Source organism: Hydrogenophaga sp. (genome assembly GCF_019635465.1).
Taxonomy (GTDB): domain Bacteria; phylum Pseudomonadota; class Gammaproteobacteria; order Burkholderiales; family Burkholderiaceae_C; genus Hydrogenophaga.
This window is the reverse complement of the sequence record NZ_JAHBZK010000009.1, coordinates 165757-183463: the sequence shown is the minus strand read 5'-3', so window position 1 is coordinate 183463 and position 17707 is coordinate 165757. Positions and strand designations below refer to the sequence as shown.

The following is a 17707-nucleotide window of genomic DNA, read 5'->3' as shown; positions in this document are numbered from 1 at the left end:
TTCCCTTCACCCACGCCTCGCACCGCCGCCATGCAAGCCACCCATGTCTTTCACCGCCAGCTCACCCAGGACCTGCCTGTTGCCGTGAGCGGGCAGGGCATCACCATTACCGACAGCCAGGGCAAGACCTATCTCGACGCGTCCGGGGGCGCGGCAGTGTCCTGTCTGGGCCACGGTCACCCGGACGTGGTGGCTGCCATGCACCGCCAGATCGACCAACTCTCCTATGCCCACACCAGCTTTTTCACCACCGCGGTGGCCGAGGAACTGGCCGATACGCTCATTGACACCGCGCCCAAGGGCATGAGTCACGTCTACTTCGTCAGCGGCGGTTCCGAGGCCGTCGAGGCGGCGCTCAAGATGGCCAGGCAGTACTTCGTCGAGATCGGGCAACCCCAGCGCAAGCACTTCATCGCGCGCCAGCAGAGCTACCACGGCAACACCCTGGGCGCGTTGGCCGTGGGCGGCAATGCCTGGCGGCGTGAGCAATTCAAGCCCTTGCTCATCGATGTGACGCATGTGTCACCGTGCTACGAATACCGCCACCGCCGCGAGGACGAAACGCCCGAGCAATACGGCCAGCGCTTGGTAGCCGAGCTGCAGCAGACGATCGAGCGCCTGGGTGGCGAGAACGTGATTGCCTTTGTTGCCGAAACGGTGGGCGGCGCCACCGCCGGCGTGCTGACGCCGGTGCCGGGCTACTTCAAGGCGGTGCGTGAGCTGTGCGACCGCCACGGCATCCTGCTGATCCTGGACGAAGTCATGTGCGGCATGGGACGCACCGGCACGCTGCACGCCTGCGAGCAGGATGGCGTCGTGCCCGACCTGCTCACGATCGCGAAGGGTCTGGGCGGTGGCTACCAGCCCATCGGCGCGGTGCTCGCGCAGCAACGCATCGTCGATACCTTTCGCCAGGGCAGTGGCCTGTTCCAGCACGGACACACCTATCTGGGGCATGCGGTGGCCTGTGCGGCGGCGCTGGCGGTGCAACGCGTGATCCAGCGCGATGGTTTGCTGGCGCAGGTGCGCTCGCGAGGCGACACGCTCAAAGGCCTGCTTGAAGACGCGTTCGGCACACACCCGCATGTGGGCGACATCCGCGGACGTGGTCTGTTCTGGGGCGTCGAGCTGGTGGCAGATCGCGCCAGCAAGCAGTGGTTCGACCCCGCGCTCAAGCTGCACGCACGCATCAAGCGCGCGGCCATGGCCGAGGGCCTGATGGTGTACCCGGCCGGTGGCACAGTGGACGGGCGTTGTGGAGACCACGTACTGCTGGCCCCGCCCTTCATCAGCACCATCGACGACCTGGCCCAGATCGTGCAACGTCTTCGGCGCGCGATCGACAAGACCTTGGCCGGGGTACCGGTGGCAGCAGCCTGATTCCATGCGGGCTTTGCATGCCCTACCGGGGTAAACCCCGCTCTTTGATCCACGGGCCTTGGCGGCGCTTGAATTAGCATCGACGACCTGTGCATGGCGGCTCCACAAGGGCCGTGTGCCTTTTCAACCACCAGTGAACTGCAGGAGAAACCACATGAAAAAACTCACCGCCTGCCTCAGCGCCGTGGCCGCCACGGTCGCCCTGATGGCACCCACCGCGCCCGCACAGGCACAACAGAAGTTCATGACCATCGGCACCGGTGGCGTGACGGGTGTGTACTACGCAGCCGGCGGCGCCATCTGCCGTCTGGTGAACAAGGACCGCAAGACCCACGGCTACCGCTGCACGGTGGAATCCACCGGTGGTTCGGTCGCCAACATCAACACCATCAAGGCCGGCGACCTCGATTTCGGCGTGGCGCAGTCCGACTGGAACTACCACGCTTACAAGGGCACCAGCGCATTCCAGAAGGATGGTGCCTACGCTGACCTGCGTTCGGTCTTCTCGCTGCACCCCGAGCCGTTCACCGTGCTCGCGCGCGCCGACGCCAACGTCAAGAACTTCAGCGACCTCAAGGGCAAGCGCGTGAACGTGGGCAATCCGGGTTCGGGCACCCGTGCCTCGATGGACCAGTTGCTGTCCGCCATGGGCTGGAAGATTTCCGACTTCGGTCTGGCCGCCGAGCTCAAGGCTGACGAACACGGTGCCGCCCTCTGCGACAACAAGATCGACGCCTTCTTCTACGGCGTGGGCCACCCGAGCGCGAACATCTCCGACCCGGTGACCACCTGCGGTGCCAAGCTGGTCAACATTACCGGCCCGGCCGTCGACAAGCTGGTGGCCGAGAACTCGTTCTATGCCAAGGCGGTGATCCCTGCGGGTCTGTACAAGGGCAACGATCAGGACACCAACACCTACGGTGTGCTGGCCACCTTCGTGACCTCGGCCAAGGCGCCCGATGACCAGGTCTATACGCTGGTCAAGGCGGTGTTCGAGAACTTCGACGAGTTCAAGAAGCTGCACCCGGCGTTCGCGCACCTCAAGCCCGAGAACATGGTCAAGGACGGCCTGAGCGCGCCGCTGCACGCTGGCGCAGCAAAGTACTACAAGGAAAAGGGCTGGATCAAGTAACCTGCTGATCCATTGCCGCTGAACACCCCATGCGCGGCTCCGCGGTGCATGGGGTGTTTCGATTGGGGCCAGCCATTGGCCCGCGCTCTTTGCCTTCATCGCCATGAACAAAGCCGACAACATCGCCGACGTCGACGTCAATCAGCTCGTGCAGGACAACGACTCGGGTGGTCGCGATCCGGGCCCCTTGGTCAAAAAGCTGATCCTGGTGGTCGCCGTGGCCTGGTCCCTGTTCCAGCTCTGGATCGCCTCGCCGCTGCCTTTCACCCTGGGCGTCTTCTTGCTCAACGACACCGAGAGTCGCGCCATCCACCTGGCGTTTGCGGTGTTTCTCGGCTTCCTGGCCTATCCGGCGTTCAAGCGATCCCCTCGCGACCACGTGCCTGTGATCGACTGGGTGTTTGCACTGGCCGGCGCCTTTTGCGCGGCCTACCTGTTTCTTTTCTACCGTGAGCTGGCCACGCGTCCCGGACAACCCAATCTGATGGATGTGGTCTCGGCCGTGGTGGGTGTGGTGCTGTTGCTCGAGGCCACGCGCCGCGTGCTGGGGCTGCCCATGGTGGTGGTGGCGGCGGTCTTCCTGGCCTACACCTTCCTGGGGCCCTACATGCCCGAGTTGCTGGCCCACCGCGGTGCCTCGCTCGACCGCGCGGCCTCGCATTTCTGGCTGACCACCGAAGGCGTCTTCGGTGTGGCGCTGGGCGTGTCCAGTGGCTTCATCTTTTTGTTCGTGCTGTTCGGCTCGCTGCTCGACAAGGCCGGGGCGGGCAACTACTTCATCAAGAGCGCCTTCGCTCTGCTGGGCCACATGCGGGGCGGGCCGGCCAAGGCGGCCGTGGTGTCCTCGGCGGCCACCGGCATCATCTCGGGCTCGTCGATTGCCAACGTGGTGACCACGGGCACCTTCACCATCCCGCTGATGAAGCGGGTGGGCTACCGGGGTGACCAGGCCGGCGCGGTCGAGGTGTCGAGCTCGGTCAACGGCCAGATCATGCCGCCGGTGATGGGCGCAGCGGCCTTTCTGATGGTTGAGTACGTCGGCATTCCGTACGTGGAGGTGATGAAGCACGCGTTTTTGCCGGCCATCATTTCCTACATCGCGCTGTTCTACATCGTGCACCTGGAGGCACTCAAGGCGGGCATGCAGGGCCTGCCCCGGCGCACGCAGGCAACGGGCACCCAACGCCTGGTGTCCTTCCTGATGACGGTTGCCGGGTTCATCGTGCTGGCCGGCATCACCTACTACGTGGTGGGTTTCATCAAGTCGATGCTGGGGGCGGCCGCCGTGCCCGTGATCGGCGTGTTGCTGCTGCTGTCCTACATCGGCCTGCTCTGGGTGGGTTCACGCCAGCCCGACCTGCCCATTGACGACCCGAACGCACCGGTGTTTGAACTTCCCGAGACGGGCCCCACCGTCAAGAGCGGTCTGCACTACCTGCTGGCGGTGGTGGTGCTGGTCTGGTGCCTGATGGTCGAGCAACTGTCACCCGCGCTGTCGGCGTTCTGGGCCACGATGTTCATGGTCTTCGTCATGCTGACGCAAAAACCCATCCTGGGTCTGCTGCGTGGCGAGGGCAATCCGGGCGCGCACGTGAAGGCGGGGCTGACCGATCTGGTCGATGGCCTGGCCACGGGCGCGCGCAACATGATCGGCATCGGGGTGGCCACCGCGGCCGCCGGCATCATCGTGGGCACGGTGTCGCTCACAGGCGTCGGGCTGGTCATGACCGAGGTCGTCGAGATCCTTTCTGGTGGCAACCTGATGCTCATGCTGGTGCTGGTGGCCGTGATCAGCCTGGTGCTGGGCATGGGGTTGCCGACGACCGCCAACTACATCGTGGTGTCGACCCTGATGGCGCCCGTGGTGGTTGAGCTGGGCGCGCAGAGCGGGCTCATCGTGCCGCTCATTGCAGTGCACCTGTTCGTCTTCTATTTCGGGCTGATGGCCGATGTGACGCCACCCGTGGGGTTGGCGTCGTTCGCGGCGGCTGCCATTGCCCGACACGACCCGATCAAGACCGGCATCACCGCCTTCTACTACAGCATGCGCACGGCCATTCTGCCGTTCCTGTTCATCTTCAATACGCAGCTGCTGCTGATCGGTCTGGATGGGCCGTTCCATCTCGTGCTGACGGTGGGCATCGCGATCATCGCCATGCTGGTGTTTGCGGCGGCCACGCAGGGCTACTTCCTTACGAAGACCCGCTGGTACGAGACCATTGCGCTGTTGCTCGTGTGCTTCACGCTGTTCCGCCCTGGCTTCTGGATGGACATGGTGCATCCGCCCTTTGATGAGCTCAAGGGCGAAGCGATGATCAAGGCCATCGAAGAGGCGCCGGACAACACCGGCAAGCGTGTGTGGATCGAAGGCCTCAACCTCAATGGCGACGAGGTTCGCAAAGGCGTGCTGCTGCCACTTGGACCCAAGGCACCCTTGAAAGAGCGCCTCGCGCAGGCAGGTGTCACGGCCATGGCCGACACGGACGGCCTGATGGTGGCCGCGGTGAAGTTCGGCAGCACGGCCGAGAAGCTGGGCCTTGAGCAAAGCTTTCACATTACCGCGGTCGAGGTGCCCGCCGACCGACCTGCCAAGGAATGGCTGTTCATTCCTGCGCTGGCGCTGCTGGCCTTGGTGATGTGGCGACAGACCGCCAGGATCCGTCGGGAGAAGGGCGCGTCCGCCACATGAGTGCACCCCGGATCGCGCTCATCCACGCGCTGACCCATTCGGTGGCGCCGATCAACGAGGCCATGGAGCGTGACTGGCCGCAGGCCATTCGCATGAACCTGCTCGACGACAGTCTGTCGGCCGATCTGGCCCGCTCGGGGCAAGGGTTGGATGAAGCCATGCACGCGCGCTTCGAGGTGCTGACGGCGTATGCCGAATCGACGGGCGTGCAGGGCATTCTGTTCACCTGCTCGGCCTTTGGCCCCTGCATTGAGGCCGCCGCGGCCCGACGCCTCCACATGCCAGTGCTCAAGCCCAACGAAGCCATGATCGATGAGGCTGTGTCGCAGGCCAACGGACGCCCCATTGGATTGCTGGCCACCTTCGGGCCGACACTGCAATCGATGCCGCCCGAGTTTCCTGAAGGTTGCGTGGTCGTTCCTGGTCTGGCCGAGGGGGCGCTGGCGGCGCTCAATGAAGGCGATCCGCAGCGGCACGACGCGCTGGCCGTCCAGGCGGCAATGCGTTTGCGTGAGCAAGGGTGTGCCCTGATTGCGCTGGCTCAGTTCAGCCTGGCGCGCGCGGCCGAAGCCGTGGCCCTGGCCACCGGTCTGCCCGTGCTGACGACGCCGGGCAGCGCCATTCGCGCCTTGCGACGCCGACTGGCGGTCTGAGGCCGGTCAAGCGATCAGCCCAACGGCTACAATCGCGGGTTTCCGTGAGTGGGCTGCCCGCCCCGCAGGGGCCCCGGCCCGGCGGCGCCAGACGCCCTCCCGGCGCGCGGGTGGCGAAATTGGTAGACGCACCAGGTTTAGGTCCTGACGCCAGCAATGGTGTGGGGGTTCGAGTCCCCCCCCGCGCACCAGCCCCACGGATTCACCGATTTCCCTCGCTGGCCATGCGGACCGGCGCTTCCCTTGGAGTACACCATGACCGTGACCGTTGAAACCCTGGAAAAGCTGGAGCGCAAGATTACGCTGACGCTGCCCGCTGACGTGATCCAGAACGAGGTGGCCGCCCGCCTCAAGCGCATTGCGCGCGACGTGAAGATGGACGGCTTCCGTCCCGGCAAGGTGCCGCTCAATGTGGTGGCCCAGCGCTATGGCTATTCGGTCCAGTACGAGGTCATGAACGACAAGGTCGGTGAAGCCTTTGCCACTGCGGCCAACGAAGCCCAGTTGCGCGTGGCCGGTCAGCCGCGCATCACCGAGAAGGAAGGTGCACCGGAAGGCCAGCTGTCCTTTGACGCTGTGTTCGAGGTGTACCCGGAAGTGAAGATCGGCGACCTCGCCGGCGCCACGGTCGAGAAGCTGGCCGCCGAGGTGGACGATGCTGCCATCGACCGCACGCTCGACATTCTCCGCAAGCAGCGCCGTACCTTTGCACAGCGCGCCCAGGACCAGGCTGCCCAGGACGGCGATCGCGCCACGATCGACTTCGAAGGCAAGATCGATGGCGAAGCCTTCGAAGGGGGCAAGGCCAGCGGCTTCCAGTTCATCGTTGGCGATGGCCAGATGCTCAAGGAGTTTGAAGACGCCGTGCGTGGCATGAAGACCGGTGAGAGCAAGACCTTCCCGCTCGCTTTCCCTGCCGACTATCACGGCAAAGACGTCGCCGGCAAGACGGCCGACTTCCTGGTCACGGTCAACAAGATCGAAGCCGCCAACCTGCCGGCGGTTGACGAGGCCCTGGCCAAGTCGCTGGGGATCGCCGACGGCACCGTCGAAGGTCTGCGTGCCGACATCCGCAAGAACCTCGAACGTGAGGTCAAGTTCCGCCTGCAGGCCCGCAACAAGGCGGCAGTGATGGACGCTCTGGTCGCGGTGGCCGAGCTGGATTTGCCCAATTCGGTGGTGCAAGCCGAACTCGACCGTCTGGTCGAAGGTGCGCGCGCTGACCTCAAGCAGCGTGGCATCAAAGACGCCGAGAAGGCCCCGATCCCCGAAGAGCTCTTCCGTCCGCAGGCCGAGCGACGCGTGCGCCTGGGCCTTGTGGTCGCTGAGCTGGTCAAGGCCAACGAACTGCATGCCAAGCCGGAGCAGATCAAGGCACACATTGATGAACTGGCCGCTTCCTACGAAAAGCCCGCCGATGTGGTGCGGTGGTACCAGGGCGACAACCGCCGTATGGCCGAAGTCGAGGCCATCGTGATCGAGAACAACGTCACCGAGTTCGTTCTGTCCAAGGCCCAGGTGTTGGACAAGGCCGTTTCGTTTGACGAACTGATGTCGCAGGCCTGATCTGCGGTGATGTCGAGAAAAGAGGGCGGTTCGTTCCGCCCTCTTTTTTTTGTGTCGGTCGCCCCCATTTGCCGCTGACACTGTCGTACGTCCATGGCTTGGCCCCATCCCTGAAAGTGCCGAGCGTGGTTGGTTACAGTAGGGCCACCTCATCAGCCGCAGAGCGGCAATTCCCGGAGAAACGCATGAGTGCATTGGATACCCAGGGCCTGGGCATGGTCCCCATGGTCATCGAGCAATCTGGTCGGGGCGAGCGCGCCTACGACATCTATTCGCGCCTGCTCAAAGAGCGGGTGGTGTTTCTCGTCGGACCCGTCAACGATCAGTCGGCCAACCTCGTGGTGGCGCAATTGCTGTTTCTGGAAAGCGAGAACCCTGATAAGGACATTTCGTTCTATATCAATTCACCCGGTGGGTCGGTGAGCGCTGGCATGGCGATCTTTGACACCATGAATTTCATCAAGCCCGACGTTTCCACGCTGTGCGTGGGCATGGCCGCCAGCATGGGCGCGTTCTTGCTGGCCGCTGGCGCCAAAGGCAAGCGTTTCGCGCTGCCCAACTCGAAGATCATGATTCACCAGCCGCTCGGGGGTGCACAGGGGCAAGCCACCGAGATCGAGATTCACGCCCGCGAAATCCTCAAGACCCGCGAGCAACTCAACAAGATTCTGGCCGAGCGCACCGGACAGCCGCTGGAGAAGATCGAGCGCGACACCGAGCGCGACTACTTCCTCTCGGCAGCAGAGTCCGCCGAGTACGGCCTGATCGACAAGGTCATCGACAAGCGCCCGACGGCCGGTTGATCCCGTGACAAAGGCGGCACTTCCCCGGAAATTGCCGCCCTTTTCCACGGTTTGGCCCGGTCGAGCCTTGAACTATCATTGAACACCGTTTTCCCCAGTACGCGACCATGGCCGACAAGAAAGCCGCCTCATCCGAGAAAGCGCTTTATTGCTCCTTCTGCGGCAAAAGCCAGCATGAGGTGAAGAAACTCATTGCCGGGCCTTCTGTGTTCATCTGCGATGAATGCATTGACCTGTGCAACGACATCATCCGAGACGAGCTGCCTGGCGTTGAATCCGTCAAGGCCTCCGGAGATGAGTTGCCCACGCCGGCGCAGCTGAAATCCAACCTGGACAACTACGTCATCGGGCAGGATGCGGCCAAGCGCGCCTTGGCAGTGGCCGTCTACAACCACTACAAGCGCCTTCGCCACAAACAGACCGGGCGCAAGGATGAGGTGGAACTGGCCAAGAGCAACATCTTGTTGATCGGCCCCACCGGGTCAGGCAAGACGCTGCTGGCGCAGACGATGGCCCGCATGCTCAACGTGCCGTTTGTGATGGCCGATGCCACCACCCTCACCGAAGCGGGGTATGTGGGCGAAGATGTGGAGAACATCGTCGCCAAGCTGCTGCAAAGTTGCAACTACGACATCGAGCGCGCTCAGCAGGGCATCGTGTATATCGATGAGATCGACAAGATTACCCGCAAGTCCGACAACCCGTCGATTACCCGGGACGTGTCGGGCGAGGGCGTGCAACAAGCCTTGCTCAAGTTGATTGAAGGCACCATGGCCAGCGTTCCGCCGCAAGGCGGGCGCAAGCACCCCAATCAGGATTTCCTGCAGGTCGATACCACCAACATCCTGTTCATCTGTGGTGGCGCGTTCGCGGGTCTGGAGAAGGTCATTGAGGCCCGTACGGAGGCGTCTGGCATTGGTTTTGCTGCGAAGGTTCGCAGCAAACAACTGCGCAGCCTGACCGAAGTGTTTCGCGAAGTCGAGCCGGAAGATCTGATCAAGTATGGCCTGATTCCCGAGCTGGTCGGACGCCTCCCGGTGATCGCCGCCCTGGCAGAACTGAGCGAAGATGCCTTGGTGGACATCCTCACGCAGCCGAAGAATGCGGTGGTCAAGCAGTTCTCGCGATTGCTGTCGATGGAGGGTGCCGAACTGGAGGTCCGCCCAGCGGCGTTGAAGGCGATTGCCCGCAAGGCACTCGCACGCAAGACGGGGGCACGCGGTCTGCGATCGATCCTCGAAAACGCGCTGATCGACACCATGTTCGAGTTGCCGGGGTTGACCAACGTGGAGAAGGTTGTGGTCGACGAGTCGACCATCGACGAAAACAAGCCGCCGCTTCTGGTTTACCGGGAAGCGGTGAAACAGGCGTGAAGCCGGCCCGAAGGCCGTGGCGTACCAACCTCGGTTGCGCGAGGTTTTTGACTGATACGACTGCCTTCTCTTACCTGATTCCTTGAGGTTCACATGTCCGGACAAACGACCCTGCCCAACACCCCTGTGGAACTTCCGCTGTTGCCGTTGCGCGATGTGGTGGTGTTCCCGCACATGGTGATCCCGCTGTTCGTGGGGCGCGCCAAGAGCATCAAGGCGCTGGAAGCCGCGATGGAGGGCGAACGCCGCATCATGCTCGTCGCCCAGAAGGCGGCCGCCAAGGACGAGCCTTCGGTCAGCGACATGTTCGAGATGGGTTGTGTGGCCACCATTCTTCAGATGCTGAAGTTGCCCGATGGCACGGTGAAGGTGCTGGTGGAGGGTATTCAGCGCGCGAAGGTGTTGTCCATCAAGGAAGGCGAGTCCCATTTTGAGGCGCTGGTGTCGCCGATCGACCCCGCCAACGAACGTGCCGAATCCCCCGCCAATGAGCTGGAGGCGCTGCGCCGCGCCGTGATGCAGCAGTTCGATCAGTACGTCAAGCTCAACAAGAAGATCCCGTCCGAGATCCTCACCTCGATCTCCAGCATCGACGATCCTGGTCGTCTTGCCGACACCATCGCCGCACACCTTCCGCTCAAGCTGGAAAGCAAGCAAGTGGTGCTCGATCTCGATCCAGTGGTCAAGCGCCTGGAGAACTTGTTCGAGCAACTCGAGCGCGAAGTCGACATCCTCAACGTCGATAAGAAGATTCGCGGCCGCGTGAAGCGCCAAATGGAGAAGAACCAGCGCGACTTCTATCTCAACGAGCAGGTCAAGGCGATTCAAAAGGAGCTCGGCGAGGGCGAAGAGGGCGCCGACATCGAAGAGATCGAGAAGAAGATCAAGGCCGCCAGAATGCCGGCCGAGGCGCGCAAGAAGGCGGACAACGAGCTCAAGAAGCTCAAGTTGATGTCGCCCATGTCAGCGGAGGCGACGGTGGTCCGCAACTACATTGACGTGCTGGTCGGTCTGCCCTGGAGCAAGAAGACCAAGATCAAGCACGACCTTGCGTACGCCGAAGAAGTGCTCAATGCCGACCACTACGGCCTCGAGAAGGTCAAGGACCGCATCCTTGAATACCTCGCGGTGCAGCAGCGGGTCGACAAAGTCAAGGCACCGATCCTGTGCCTCGTTGGGCCACCGGGTGTGGGCAAGACCTCGTTGGGCCAATCGGTGGCCAAGGCCACTGGGCGCAAGTACGTGCGCATGGCCCTGGGCGGCATGCGCGATGAAGCCGAGATTCGCGGGCATCGACGCACTTACATCGGTGCCATGCCCGGCAAAGTACTGCAAAGCCTCAACAAGGTGGGCACCCGCAACCCGCTGTTCCTGCTTGACGAGATCGACAAGCTGGGCACGGATTTTCGCGGCGATCCCTCGAGCGCACTGCTGGAGGTTCTCGACCCGGAGCAAAACCATACGTTCGGGGATCACTACGTTGAGGTGGACTTCGACCTGTCGGATGTCATGTTCGTCGCCACGTCGAACTCAATGAACATTCCACCGGCTCTGCTGGATCGCATGGAGGTCATTCGGCTCTCTGGATACACCGAGGACGAGAAGACCAACATTGCGATGCGCTATCTGCTGCCCAAACAGTTGAAGAACAACGGCATCAAGGAGGGTGAGGTGGACGTGCGCGAAGACGCTGTTCGCGACATCGTCCGTTACTACACGCGTGAGGCCGGCGTTCGTTCGCTCGAGCGTGAGCTCTCCAAGATTTGCCGCAAGGTGGTCAAGGGCTTGCTGCTCAAGAAATACGAGCCGACGGTGGCGGTAACGGCTGAAAACCTCAGTGAGTTCCTGGGCGTGCGCAAGTACACCTACGGGCGCGCTGAGCAGCAAAATCAGGTTGGCCAGGTGGTCGGGCTCGCATGGACCGAGGTGGGCGGCGATTTGCTGACCATTGAAGTGGCCATCATGCCGGGCAAGGGTGGCACCATCCGAACAGGCTCGCTTGGCGACGTGATGAAGGAGTCTGTCGAGGCTGCTCGAACGGTGGTGCGCAGCCGTGCCCGAACGCTCGGCATCAAGGATGAGATGTTCGACAAGCGCGACATCCATATCCATGTACCCGATGGCGCGACACCGAAAGATGGCCCGAGTGCAGGCATTGCGATGACGACCGCATTGGTGTCCTCGTTGACAGGCATCCCTGTGCGGGCAGATGTCGCCATGACCGGGGAAATCACCTTGCGTGGTGAGGTGACCGCCATTGGCGGCCTCAAGGAGAAGCTGCTCGCGGCTCTGCGCGGTGGGATCAAGACGGTGGTCATACCGGAAGAGAACGTCAAGGATCTGGCGGACATTCCGGACAACGTCAAGCAAGGCCTGGAAATCATCCCGGTCAAGTGGATCGACAAGGTCTTGTCGATCGCCCTTGAGCGCCAGCCTGTGCCGCTGACGGACGAAGAGGTGGCCGCGCAATTGGCCGCTGCTTCGGTGCGTCCGGGGGCTGCCGAAGGCGATGCGGTCAAGCACTGAAAAATCTGGAGTGCCTTGAAGGCGCCCTGTTTTTTAGGCTATACTTCCAGCTTCTGCAGAACAGCAATGAATTGCAGAACATTGCGGGAATAGCTCAGTTGGTAGAGCGCAACCTTGCCAAGGTTGAGGTCGCGAGTTCGAACCTCGTTTCCCGCTCCAGATTCGCAAAAAGGGAAGCTCTGCTTCCCTTTTTTGTCCGGTGCTCACATCGGCGCGTTAGCAAATCGGTTATGCAACGGATTGCAAATCCGTCTAGGGCGGTTCGACTCCGCCACGCGCCTCCAACTCGCTCAAACCCTGTCGACAGTCCTGTCGACAGGGTTTGGTTTTTTCACCTGCGACAATGCACACCGGCACCGCTGCCTCGATGGTGAAATTGGTAGACACAGCGGACTTAAACTCCGCCGCTTTCCCGCAAGGGGGCGTACCGGTTCGACCCCGGTTCGAGGCACCACGCCAGGTCAGATCCGGTCTTACCGGAGGAGTGTGATTCATGAGCAGCCGATACGACGCACCTTTCGAGATCCATGTACATGGCGACGTGCCGCTGCGCGATGACGTTGCCTTCGATCAGATCCAGGAGGCATTGAAGCCTCTGTGGTCCTACGCCGGTGGACGTTCTCTGGCCGCAGCTGCCGAGAGCAGTTACGAAGATGAGCCAGGCATTCGATTTGATGCCGAGGCGCACGTTCTGCAAATTTGCTGGACCGTCAATGGCGATGAGGATTTTCGGCAGGCTATCGAGGATGCCTGCATGGGACTCAACGAGATTGCTGCCGCAGGCGCGCCGCTTGAGGTTTCGTTCTACGACACGGAGTTCGACGAGGAAGAAGAGGGTGCCGATGGTGAGGCGCGAGACGACTTTCTGATGTGCTTCGTGGGGCCGACACCGGCCGCGATCATGCAGGTGCAGCGAGACCTGTTGGTCCAGGACGTCGTGCAAATCATGGAGCGTCATTTCGATGCTTCAGAGCTGGGCGATGTGGTCGCGGCGGTTGACCGCCTGTTCAATCAGCGCTTCGACGCGCTGGTCAATTCCATGCAGTTGGGCAAGCCGCCGCGCGGACACGGCCCCTCCGGGCACGGCGGTCCCCGCAAGCCTCGACACCTGCATTGAAGGCTGGCCTGGGCAAGGCCACAGCCCGAACCCCCGTGGGTAGCCACTAGACTCCTGCTCGCGCCCTTTGGCGTTCAGTGGGAGTCCACATGGCCTTGTTTTCGACAGATGCCCTCAACCCCGGCGTGCGCCGCAGCGAGGTGTTCGGCTGGGCAATGTACGACTTTGCCAATTCGGGCTACACCACGGTGGTGCTCACGGCGGTGTTTGCGGCCTACTTTGTGGGTGCCGTAGCCGAAGGCGCCAACTGGGCCACCTTTGCCTGGACGGCAACGCTGAGTGCCTCCCACTTCATCGTGATGCTGACGATGCCGGCCATGGGGGCATGGGCGGACCGCCACGCAGCCAAGAAGCGCCTGCTCATGCTGACCACGGTGGGTTGTGTGGTGCTGACTGCCGCACTCGCGCTGGTCCAGCCAGGTGCGGTCGCGTTGGCGGTGGTGTTGGTGGTGGCGTCGAACGTGTGTTTTGCCTGGGGAGAGTCGCTGGTGGCGGCTTTCCTGCCCGAGCTGGCGAGGCCCCACGCGATGGGGCGCGTCAGCGGCTGGGGGTGGAGCCTTGGCTACGTGGGCGGAATGCTCACCCTGGGTCTGTGTCTCGGCTATGTGCTGTGGGCCCAGGCCCATGGGCAAAAGGGGGCTCAGTTTGTGCCGGTGACCATGATCATCACGGCCGCCATGTTTGGCTTGGCCTCTTTGTTCACCTTGGGGTTTCTGCACGAACGCGCCGAGCCGCAGAACGATCGAACAGGTGGTTGGCGAGCCTCCATGCTGCAGTTGCGGCACACGTTCGGCCAGGCACGTCACTACCGAGATTTCATGTGGTTGCTGGCCTGCACGGTGGCTTACCAGGGCGGGGTGGCGGTGGCCATTGCCCTGGCCGCCATCTACGCGGAGCAAGTAATCGGATTCGTCCAGCAGGAGACGATGGCCTTGATCTTTGTGCTCAACATCGCCGCCATGCTTGGCGCGTTCGCGTTCGGGTATGGGCAGGATCGTCTGGGTCACAAGCTCGCACTGGGGCTGACCTTGGTCGGCTGGGTGGTTACGTGCGTGTTGGCCGCCTTGAGCACCTCCAAGGGCATGTTCTGGTGGGCCGCGACGATCGCCGGGTTGTGCATGGGGTCGAGTCAGTCTGCCGGGCGCGCCATGGCAGGCATGCTGGCGCCGCCCGCACAGTTGGCAGAATTTTTTGGTCTGTGGACCTTTTCAACCCGCGTGGCCAGCATCGTGGGGCCGCTGTCCTACGGTTTGATCACCTGGGCGACCGGTGGCAATCAGCGCCTGGCGATTGTGTCCACCGCCGTGCTCTTCATCGCTGGCTTGCTGCTGCTGTTGCCGGTCGACATGGCGCGTGGACGGCGCGCTGCGCTTACGGCACCACAGGTCTGACCAGCGACGCTGTGGGCGGATCGAACGACCCGGGCGACACCGCCACGTCCCTTCGCAACCATCGCCGGGCGGCGGCAGTCAACATGGCCGGTGACCCCGTGCATTGCCATTGGGGCGCGCCTGACGGAGTTCCGGCCTTGACGGCATTACCCAGAAGATGGACTGCTCGTCTTGCGACAGCTTCGGCGGGATCCATCAACGCAACGTGCATTCCCGCGACGTCCTGCACCATGTTGCGGACCAGGGGGTAGTGCGTGCATCCCAGCACCAGCGTGTCCATGTCCGGCAACGCGCGCAGCAAAGCCCCGATGTAGGCCTCCAGCAGTGAGCGGGTGGCAGCGTGGTCGTCGCTCTCGATGGCCCCGGCCAGCCCATCTGCGCAGCATTCCTGCAGGCTGATCGTTGATGCGCTGCTCAAGCAATCGTCGCGCAGGCGGAGATAGCGGGCGCTCTGCAGCGTGGCCCTGGTGGCCAGGACGCCAATCGAGCGGCTGCGGCTGGTGGCGAAGGCCGGTTTGAGCGCCGGCTCGATGCCGACCACAGGCAAATGGGGCAGGTCGCTGCGAAGGCCCTCGACGGCGATGGCTGTTGCGGTGTTGCAGGCGACGACCAGCAGGTCGAGTTTTGCAGCCGAGTGCCAGTGCGTGATCAATGAGCGAACGCGCGCGTGCAAGGCGTCGGCGTCGCGCTCGCCGTAGGGCGCCCAGGCGTTGTCGGCCAGGTAGGTATATCGGGCATGGGGTAGCGCCTCTTGCAAGGCGCGCAGGACGCTCAGTCCCCCGATGCCGCTGTCAAAGACGCCGATCAACGGCGCTTTGGTGTTCAAGCGGAGGCGACAGCAATGCCTTTGAACTCGCCCGATGCGATGCGCTTGCTCCACTCGGCGGGACCGGTGATGTGGGCACTGGTGCCGCCGGCGTCCACCGCCACCGTCACCGGCATGTCGACCACGTCGAACTCGTAAATGGCTTCCATGCCCAGATCCTCAAAGCCCACCACGCGGGCGTGCTTGATGGCCTTGGACACCAGGTAGGCGGCGCCGCCCACGGCCATCAAATAAGCGCTCTTGTGCTGCTTGATGGACTCGATCGCGACAGGACCGCGCTCAGCCTTGCCGATCATGGCGATGAGACCGGTCTTCTCAAGCATCATGTCGGTGAACTTGTCCATGCGCGTGGCGGTGGTCGGGCCGGCGGGGCCCACCGCTTCGTCGCGCACTGGGTCGACCGGTCCGACGTAGTAGATGACGCGGTTGGTGAAGTCCACCGGCAGGGGCTCGCCCTTGCCCAGCATGTCCTGGATGCGCTTGTGCGCGGCGTCGCGGCCCGTGAGCATTTTGCCGTTGAGCAGCAGCGTCTGGCCGGGCTTCCAGTTCGCCACTTCTTCCTTGGTCAGCGTGTCCAGATTGACGCGCGTGCTCTTGTTGTAGTCGGGCGCCCAGTGCACGTCGGGCCAGAGGTCTAGGCTGGGTACATCCAGGTAAACCGGGCCACTGCCGTCAAGCACCAGGTGGGCGTGACGCGTGGCCGCGCAGTTGGGGATCATCGCGACGGGTTTGCTGGCCGCATGGGTCGGGTACATCGCAATCTTGATGTCCAGCACGGTGGTCAGGCCGCCCAGGCCTTGTGCGCCGATACCCAGTGCGTTGACCTTCTCATACAGCTCCAGTCGCAGCTCCTCGACCTGGCTGAGCTTCTCGCCTTTGGCCGATTTGGTCTGCAGCTCGTACATGTCAATGTCGTCCATCAGGGACTGCTTGGCCATCAGCATGGCCTTTTCTGCGGTGCCACCGATGCCGATGCCGAGCATGCCCGGCGGGCACCAGCCTGCGCCCATGGTGGGCACGGTCTTGAGCACCCAGTCCACCAGCGAGTCACTGGGGTTGAGCATGACGAACTTGCTCTTGTTCTCGCTGCCGCCGCCCTTGGCTGCCACCGTCACGTCGATGGTGTTGCCCGGCACGATCTCGGTGAAGATGACCGCGGGCGTGTTGTCCTTGGTGTTCTTGCGGGCGAAATGCGGGTCGGCAACCACGCTGGCGCGCAGCTTGTTGTCGGGGTGGTTGTAGCCGCGGCGCACGCCTTCGTTGACCGCGTCTTCGAGGCTGCCGGAAAAGCCTTCGAGCCGCACGTCCATGCCGATCTTGAGGAAGACGTTGACGATGCCGGTGTCCTGGCAGATCGGTCGGTGGCCGGTGGCGCTCATGCGGCTGTTGGTCAGGATCTGCGCAATCGCGTCCTTGGCAGCGGCGCTTTGCTCGCGCTCGTAGGCGCGGGCCAAGTGGCTGATGTAGTCGGCCGGGTGGTAGTAGCTGATGTACTGCAGCGCGCCGGCAATGGAGTCGATGAGGTCGTCCTGGCGGATGGTCGTGGGCATGGTCGTTCTCGCTCGGGTCAGTGTTTGTCGTGGCTCATCAGGCGATCGGCCAATGCGATGGCCAGGGCGCTGAACAGGAAGGTGATGTGGATGATGGTCTGCCACATCAGCACCTTCACGTCGTAGTTGCCGGCGTTGATGAAGGTCTTGAGCAGGTGGATGGAGCTGATGCCGATGATGGCGGTGGCCAGCTTGACCTTGAGCACGCTGGCGTTCACGTGGCTGAGCCACTCGGGCTGGTCAGGATGGCTCTCCAGATTCATGCGGCTGACGAAGGTCTCGTAGCCACCCACGATGACCATGATCAGCAGGTTCGAGATCATGACCACGTCGATCAGCGCCAGCACCACCAGCATGATGATGGTCTCGTTGAGGCCGTTGACCGTGGTGTCGCCCTTGTAGCCAATGCTCGTGATGAGCTTCTGCAGCGCCGCCTCGTTACCAAACGCGGCTTCGATGAGGTGCACCAGTTCCACCCAGAAGTGGAAGACATAGATGGCCTGGGCGGCGATCAGGCCGATGTACAGCGGCAGCTGCAACCAGCGACTGGCAAAGATCAGATTGGGTAGCGGCCGTATGGGCGCGCCGGCTTTGACGGGGTCGGTCATGGCGTCGGAGAATGGCTGGCCAGCGCGAGTGCCGGCGAAGCCCGGCATTGTAGAAGGGCGGCCTGTGTCAGGAGGACGTAAGTGCCTTTTCGC

At 62.9% G+C, this 17707-nt stretch carries 13 protein-coding genes and 4 tRNA genes; 14 read left to right on the top strand and 3 right to left on the bottom strand.

Features of this window, described 5'->3' with window-relative positions; translation table 11 throughout:
- Window positions 1-30: 30 nt before the first annotated feature.
- The 14 genes from KF871_RS10490 (at window position 31) to KF871_RS10425 (ending at window position 14630) form a co-directional block, all read left to right on the top strand.
- Window positions 31-1380: an aspartate aminotransferase family protein gene (locus tag KF871_RS10490; RefSeq protein ID WP_291141725.1), complete on the top strand. Its 1350-nt coding sequence runs from the start codon at window positions 31-33 to the stop codon at window positions 1378-1380.
- A gap of 154 nt (window positions 1381-1534) precedes the next feature.
- Entirely contained in the window at window positions 1535-2512 is a 978-nt protein-coding gene (locus tag KF871_RS10485) for a TAXI family TRAP transporter solute-binding subunit (protein WP_291141716.1), read from the top strand.
- 103 nt (window positions 2513-2615) lie between these two features.
- A complete protein-coding gene (locus KF871_RS10480; protein WP_291141713.1) occupies window positions 2616-5201 on the top strand; it encodes a TRAP transporter permease in 2586 nt (861 codons plus the stop codon).
- The gene (locus tag KF871_RS10475; protein WP_291141710.1) at window positions 5198-5854 is read left to right on the top strand and encodes an aspartate/glutamate racemase family protein; all 657 of its coding nucleotides are present in this window, start codon (window positions 5198-5200) and stop codon (window positions 5852-5854) included. The genes KF871_RS10480 and KF871_RS10475 overlap by 4 nt, the downstream gene beginning before the upstream one ends.
- A 104-nt stretch (window positions 5855-5958) precedes the next feature.
- Window positions 5959-6045, top strand: a tRNA-Leu gene (locus KF871_RS10470).
- Window positions 6046-6109: 64 nt separating this feature from the next.
- Window positions 6110-7420, top strand: coding sequence for a trigger factor (gene tig / locus KF871_RS10465; RefSeq protein WP_291141707.1), 1311 nt, complete (start codon window positions 6110-6112; stop codon window positions 7418-7420).
- 185 nt (window positions 7421-7605) lie between these two features.
- Entirely contained in the window at window positions 7606-8223 is a 618-nt protein-coding gene (gene clpP / locus KF871_RS10460; RefSeq protein WP_291141704.1) for an ATP-dependent Clp endopeptidase proteolytic subunit ClpP, read from the top strand.
- Between the two features lie 107 nt (window positions 8224-8330).
- The gene (gene clpX / locus KF871_RS10455; protein WP_291141702.1) at window positions 8331-9596 is read left to right on the top strand and encodes an ATP-dependent Clp protease ATP-binding subunit ClpX; all 1266 of its coding nucleotides are present in this window, start codon (window positions 8331-8333) and stop codon (window positions 9594-9596) included.
- A gap of 93 nt (window positions 9597-9689) precedes the next feature.
- Complete coding sequence (gene lon, locus KF871_RS10450; protein ID WP_291141700.1) at window positions 9690-12122, top strand: endopeptidase La; 2433 nt, start codon at window positions 9690-9692, stop codon at window positions 12120-12122.
- Window positions 12123-12205: 83 nt separating this feature from the next.
- Window positions 12206-12281 (top strand) — tRNA-Gly (locus KF871_RS10445).
- Between the two features lie 51 nt (window positions 12282-12332).
- Window positions 12333-12406, top strand: a tRNA-Cys gene (locus KF871_RS10440).
- A gap of 77 nt (window positions 12407-12483) precedes the next feature.
- Window positions 12484-12576: transfer RNA gene (locus tag KF871_RS10435), tRNA-Leu, on the top strand.
- Between the two features lie 39 nt (window positions 12577-12615).
- Entirely contained in the window at window positions 12616-13239 is a 624-nt protein-coding gene (locus KF871_RS10430; protein WP_291141698.1) for a DUF6806 family protein, read from the top strand.
- Between the two features lie 89 nt (window positions 13240-13328).
- On the top strand, window positions 13329-14630 hold the full coding sequence (locus KF871_RS10425) for an MFS transporter (protein WP_291141695.1): 1302 nt from the start codon (window positions 13329-13331) through the stop codon (window positions 14628-14630).
- Here KF871_RS10425 and murI read toward each other — a convergent pair.
- The 3 genes from murI to KF871_RS10410 are packed head-to-tail and all read right to left on the bottom strand — an operon-like array spanning window position 14611 to window position 17614.
- Window positions 14611-15456 carry a glutamate racemase gene (gene murI, locus KF871_RS10420; protein ID WP_291141693.1) on the bottom strand — a complete coding sequence of 282 codons (846 nt, stop codon included), beginning with the start codon at window positions 15454-15456 and terminating at the stop codon, window positions 14611-14613. The two genes, KF871_RS10425 and murI, sit on opposite strands and share 20 nt — an antisense overlap.
- Window positions 15453-17006: a fumarate hydratase gene (locus KF871_RS10415; protein WP_291141691.1), complete on the bottom strand. Its 1554-nt coding sequence runs from the start codon at window positions 17004-17006 to the stop codon at window positions 15453-15455. Before KF871_RS10415 ends, murI begins: the two co-directional genes overlap by 4 nt.
- Window positions 17007-17023: 17 nt before the next feature.
- On the bottom strand, window positions 17024-17614 hold the full coding sequence (locus KF871_RS10410) for a YqhA family protein (RefSeq protein ID WP_291141689.1): 591 nt from the start codon (window positions 17612-17614) through the stop codon (window positions 17024-17026).
- Window positions 17615-17707: the final 93 nt, after the last annotated feature.

Coding starts and splice junctions, on each gene's coding strand:
- KF871_RS10415 (WP_291141691.1), bottom strand. CDS start 17,006: ATGCCCACGACCATCCGCCAGGACGACCTCATCGACTCCATTGCCGGC.
- lon (WP_291141700.1), top strand. CDS start 9,690: ATGTCCGGACAAACGACCCTGCCCAACACCCCTGTGGAACTTCCGCTG.
- clpP (WP_291141704.1), top strand. CDS start 7,606: ATGAGTGCATTGGATACCCAGGGCCTGGGCATGGTCCCCATGGTCATC.
- tig (WP_291141707.1), top strand. CDS start 6,110: ATGACCGTGACCGTTGAAACCCTGGAAAAGCTGGAGCGCAAGATTACG.
- KF871_RS10485 (WP_291141716.1), top strand. CDS start 1,535: ATGAAAAAACTCACCGCCTGCCTCAGCGCCGTGGCCGCCACGGTCGCC.
- KF871_RS10475 (WP_291141710.1), top strand. CDS start 5,198: ATGAGTGCACCCCGGATCGCGCTCATCCACGCGCTGACCCATTCGGTG.
- clpX (WP_291141702.1), top strand. CDS start 8,331: ATGGCCGACAAGAAAGCCGCCTCATCCGAGAAAGCGCTTTATTGCTCC.
- KF871_RS10490 (WP_291141725.1), top strand. CDS start 31: ATGCAAGCCACCCATGTCTTTCACCGCCAGCTCACCCAGGACCTGCCT.
- KF871_RS10410 (WP_291141689.1), bottom strand. CDS start 17,614: ATGACCGACCCCGTCAAAGCCGGCGCGCCCATACGGCCGCTACCCAAT.
- KF871_RS10425 (WP_291141695.1), top strand. CDS start 13,329: ATGGCCTTGTTTTCGACAGATGCCCTCAACCCCGGCGTGCGCCGCAGC.
- KF871_RS10430 (WP_291141698.1), top strand. CDS start 12,616: ATGAGCAGCCGATACGACGCACCTTTCGAGATCCATGTACATGGCGAC.
- KF871_RS10480 (WP_291141713.1), top strand. CDS start 2,616: ATGAACAAAGCCGACAACATCGCCGACGTCGACGTCAATCAGCTCGTG.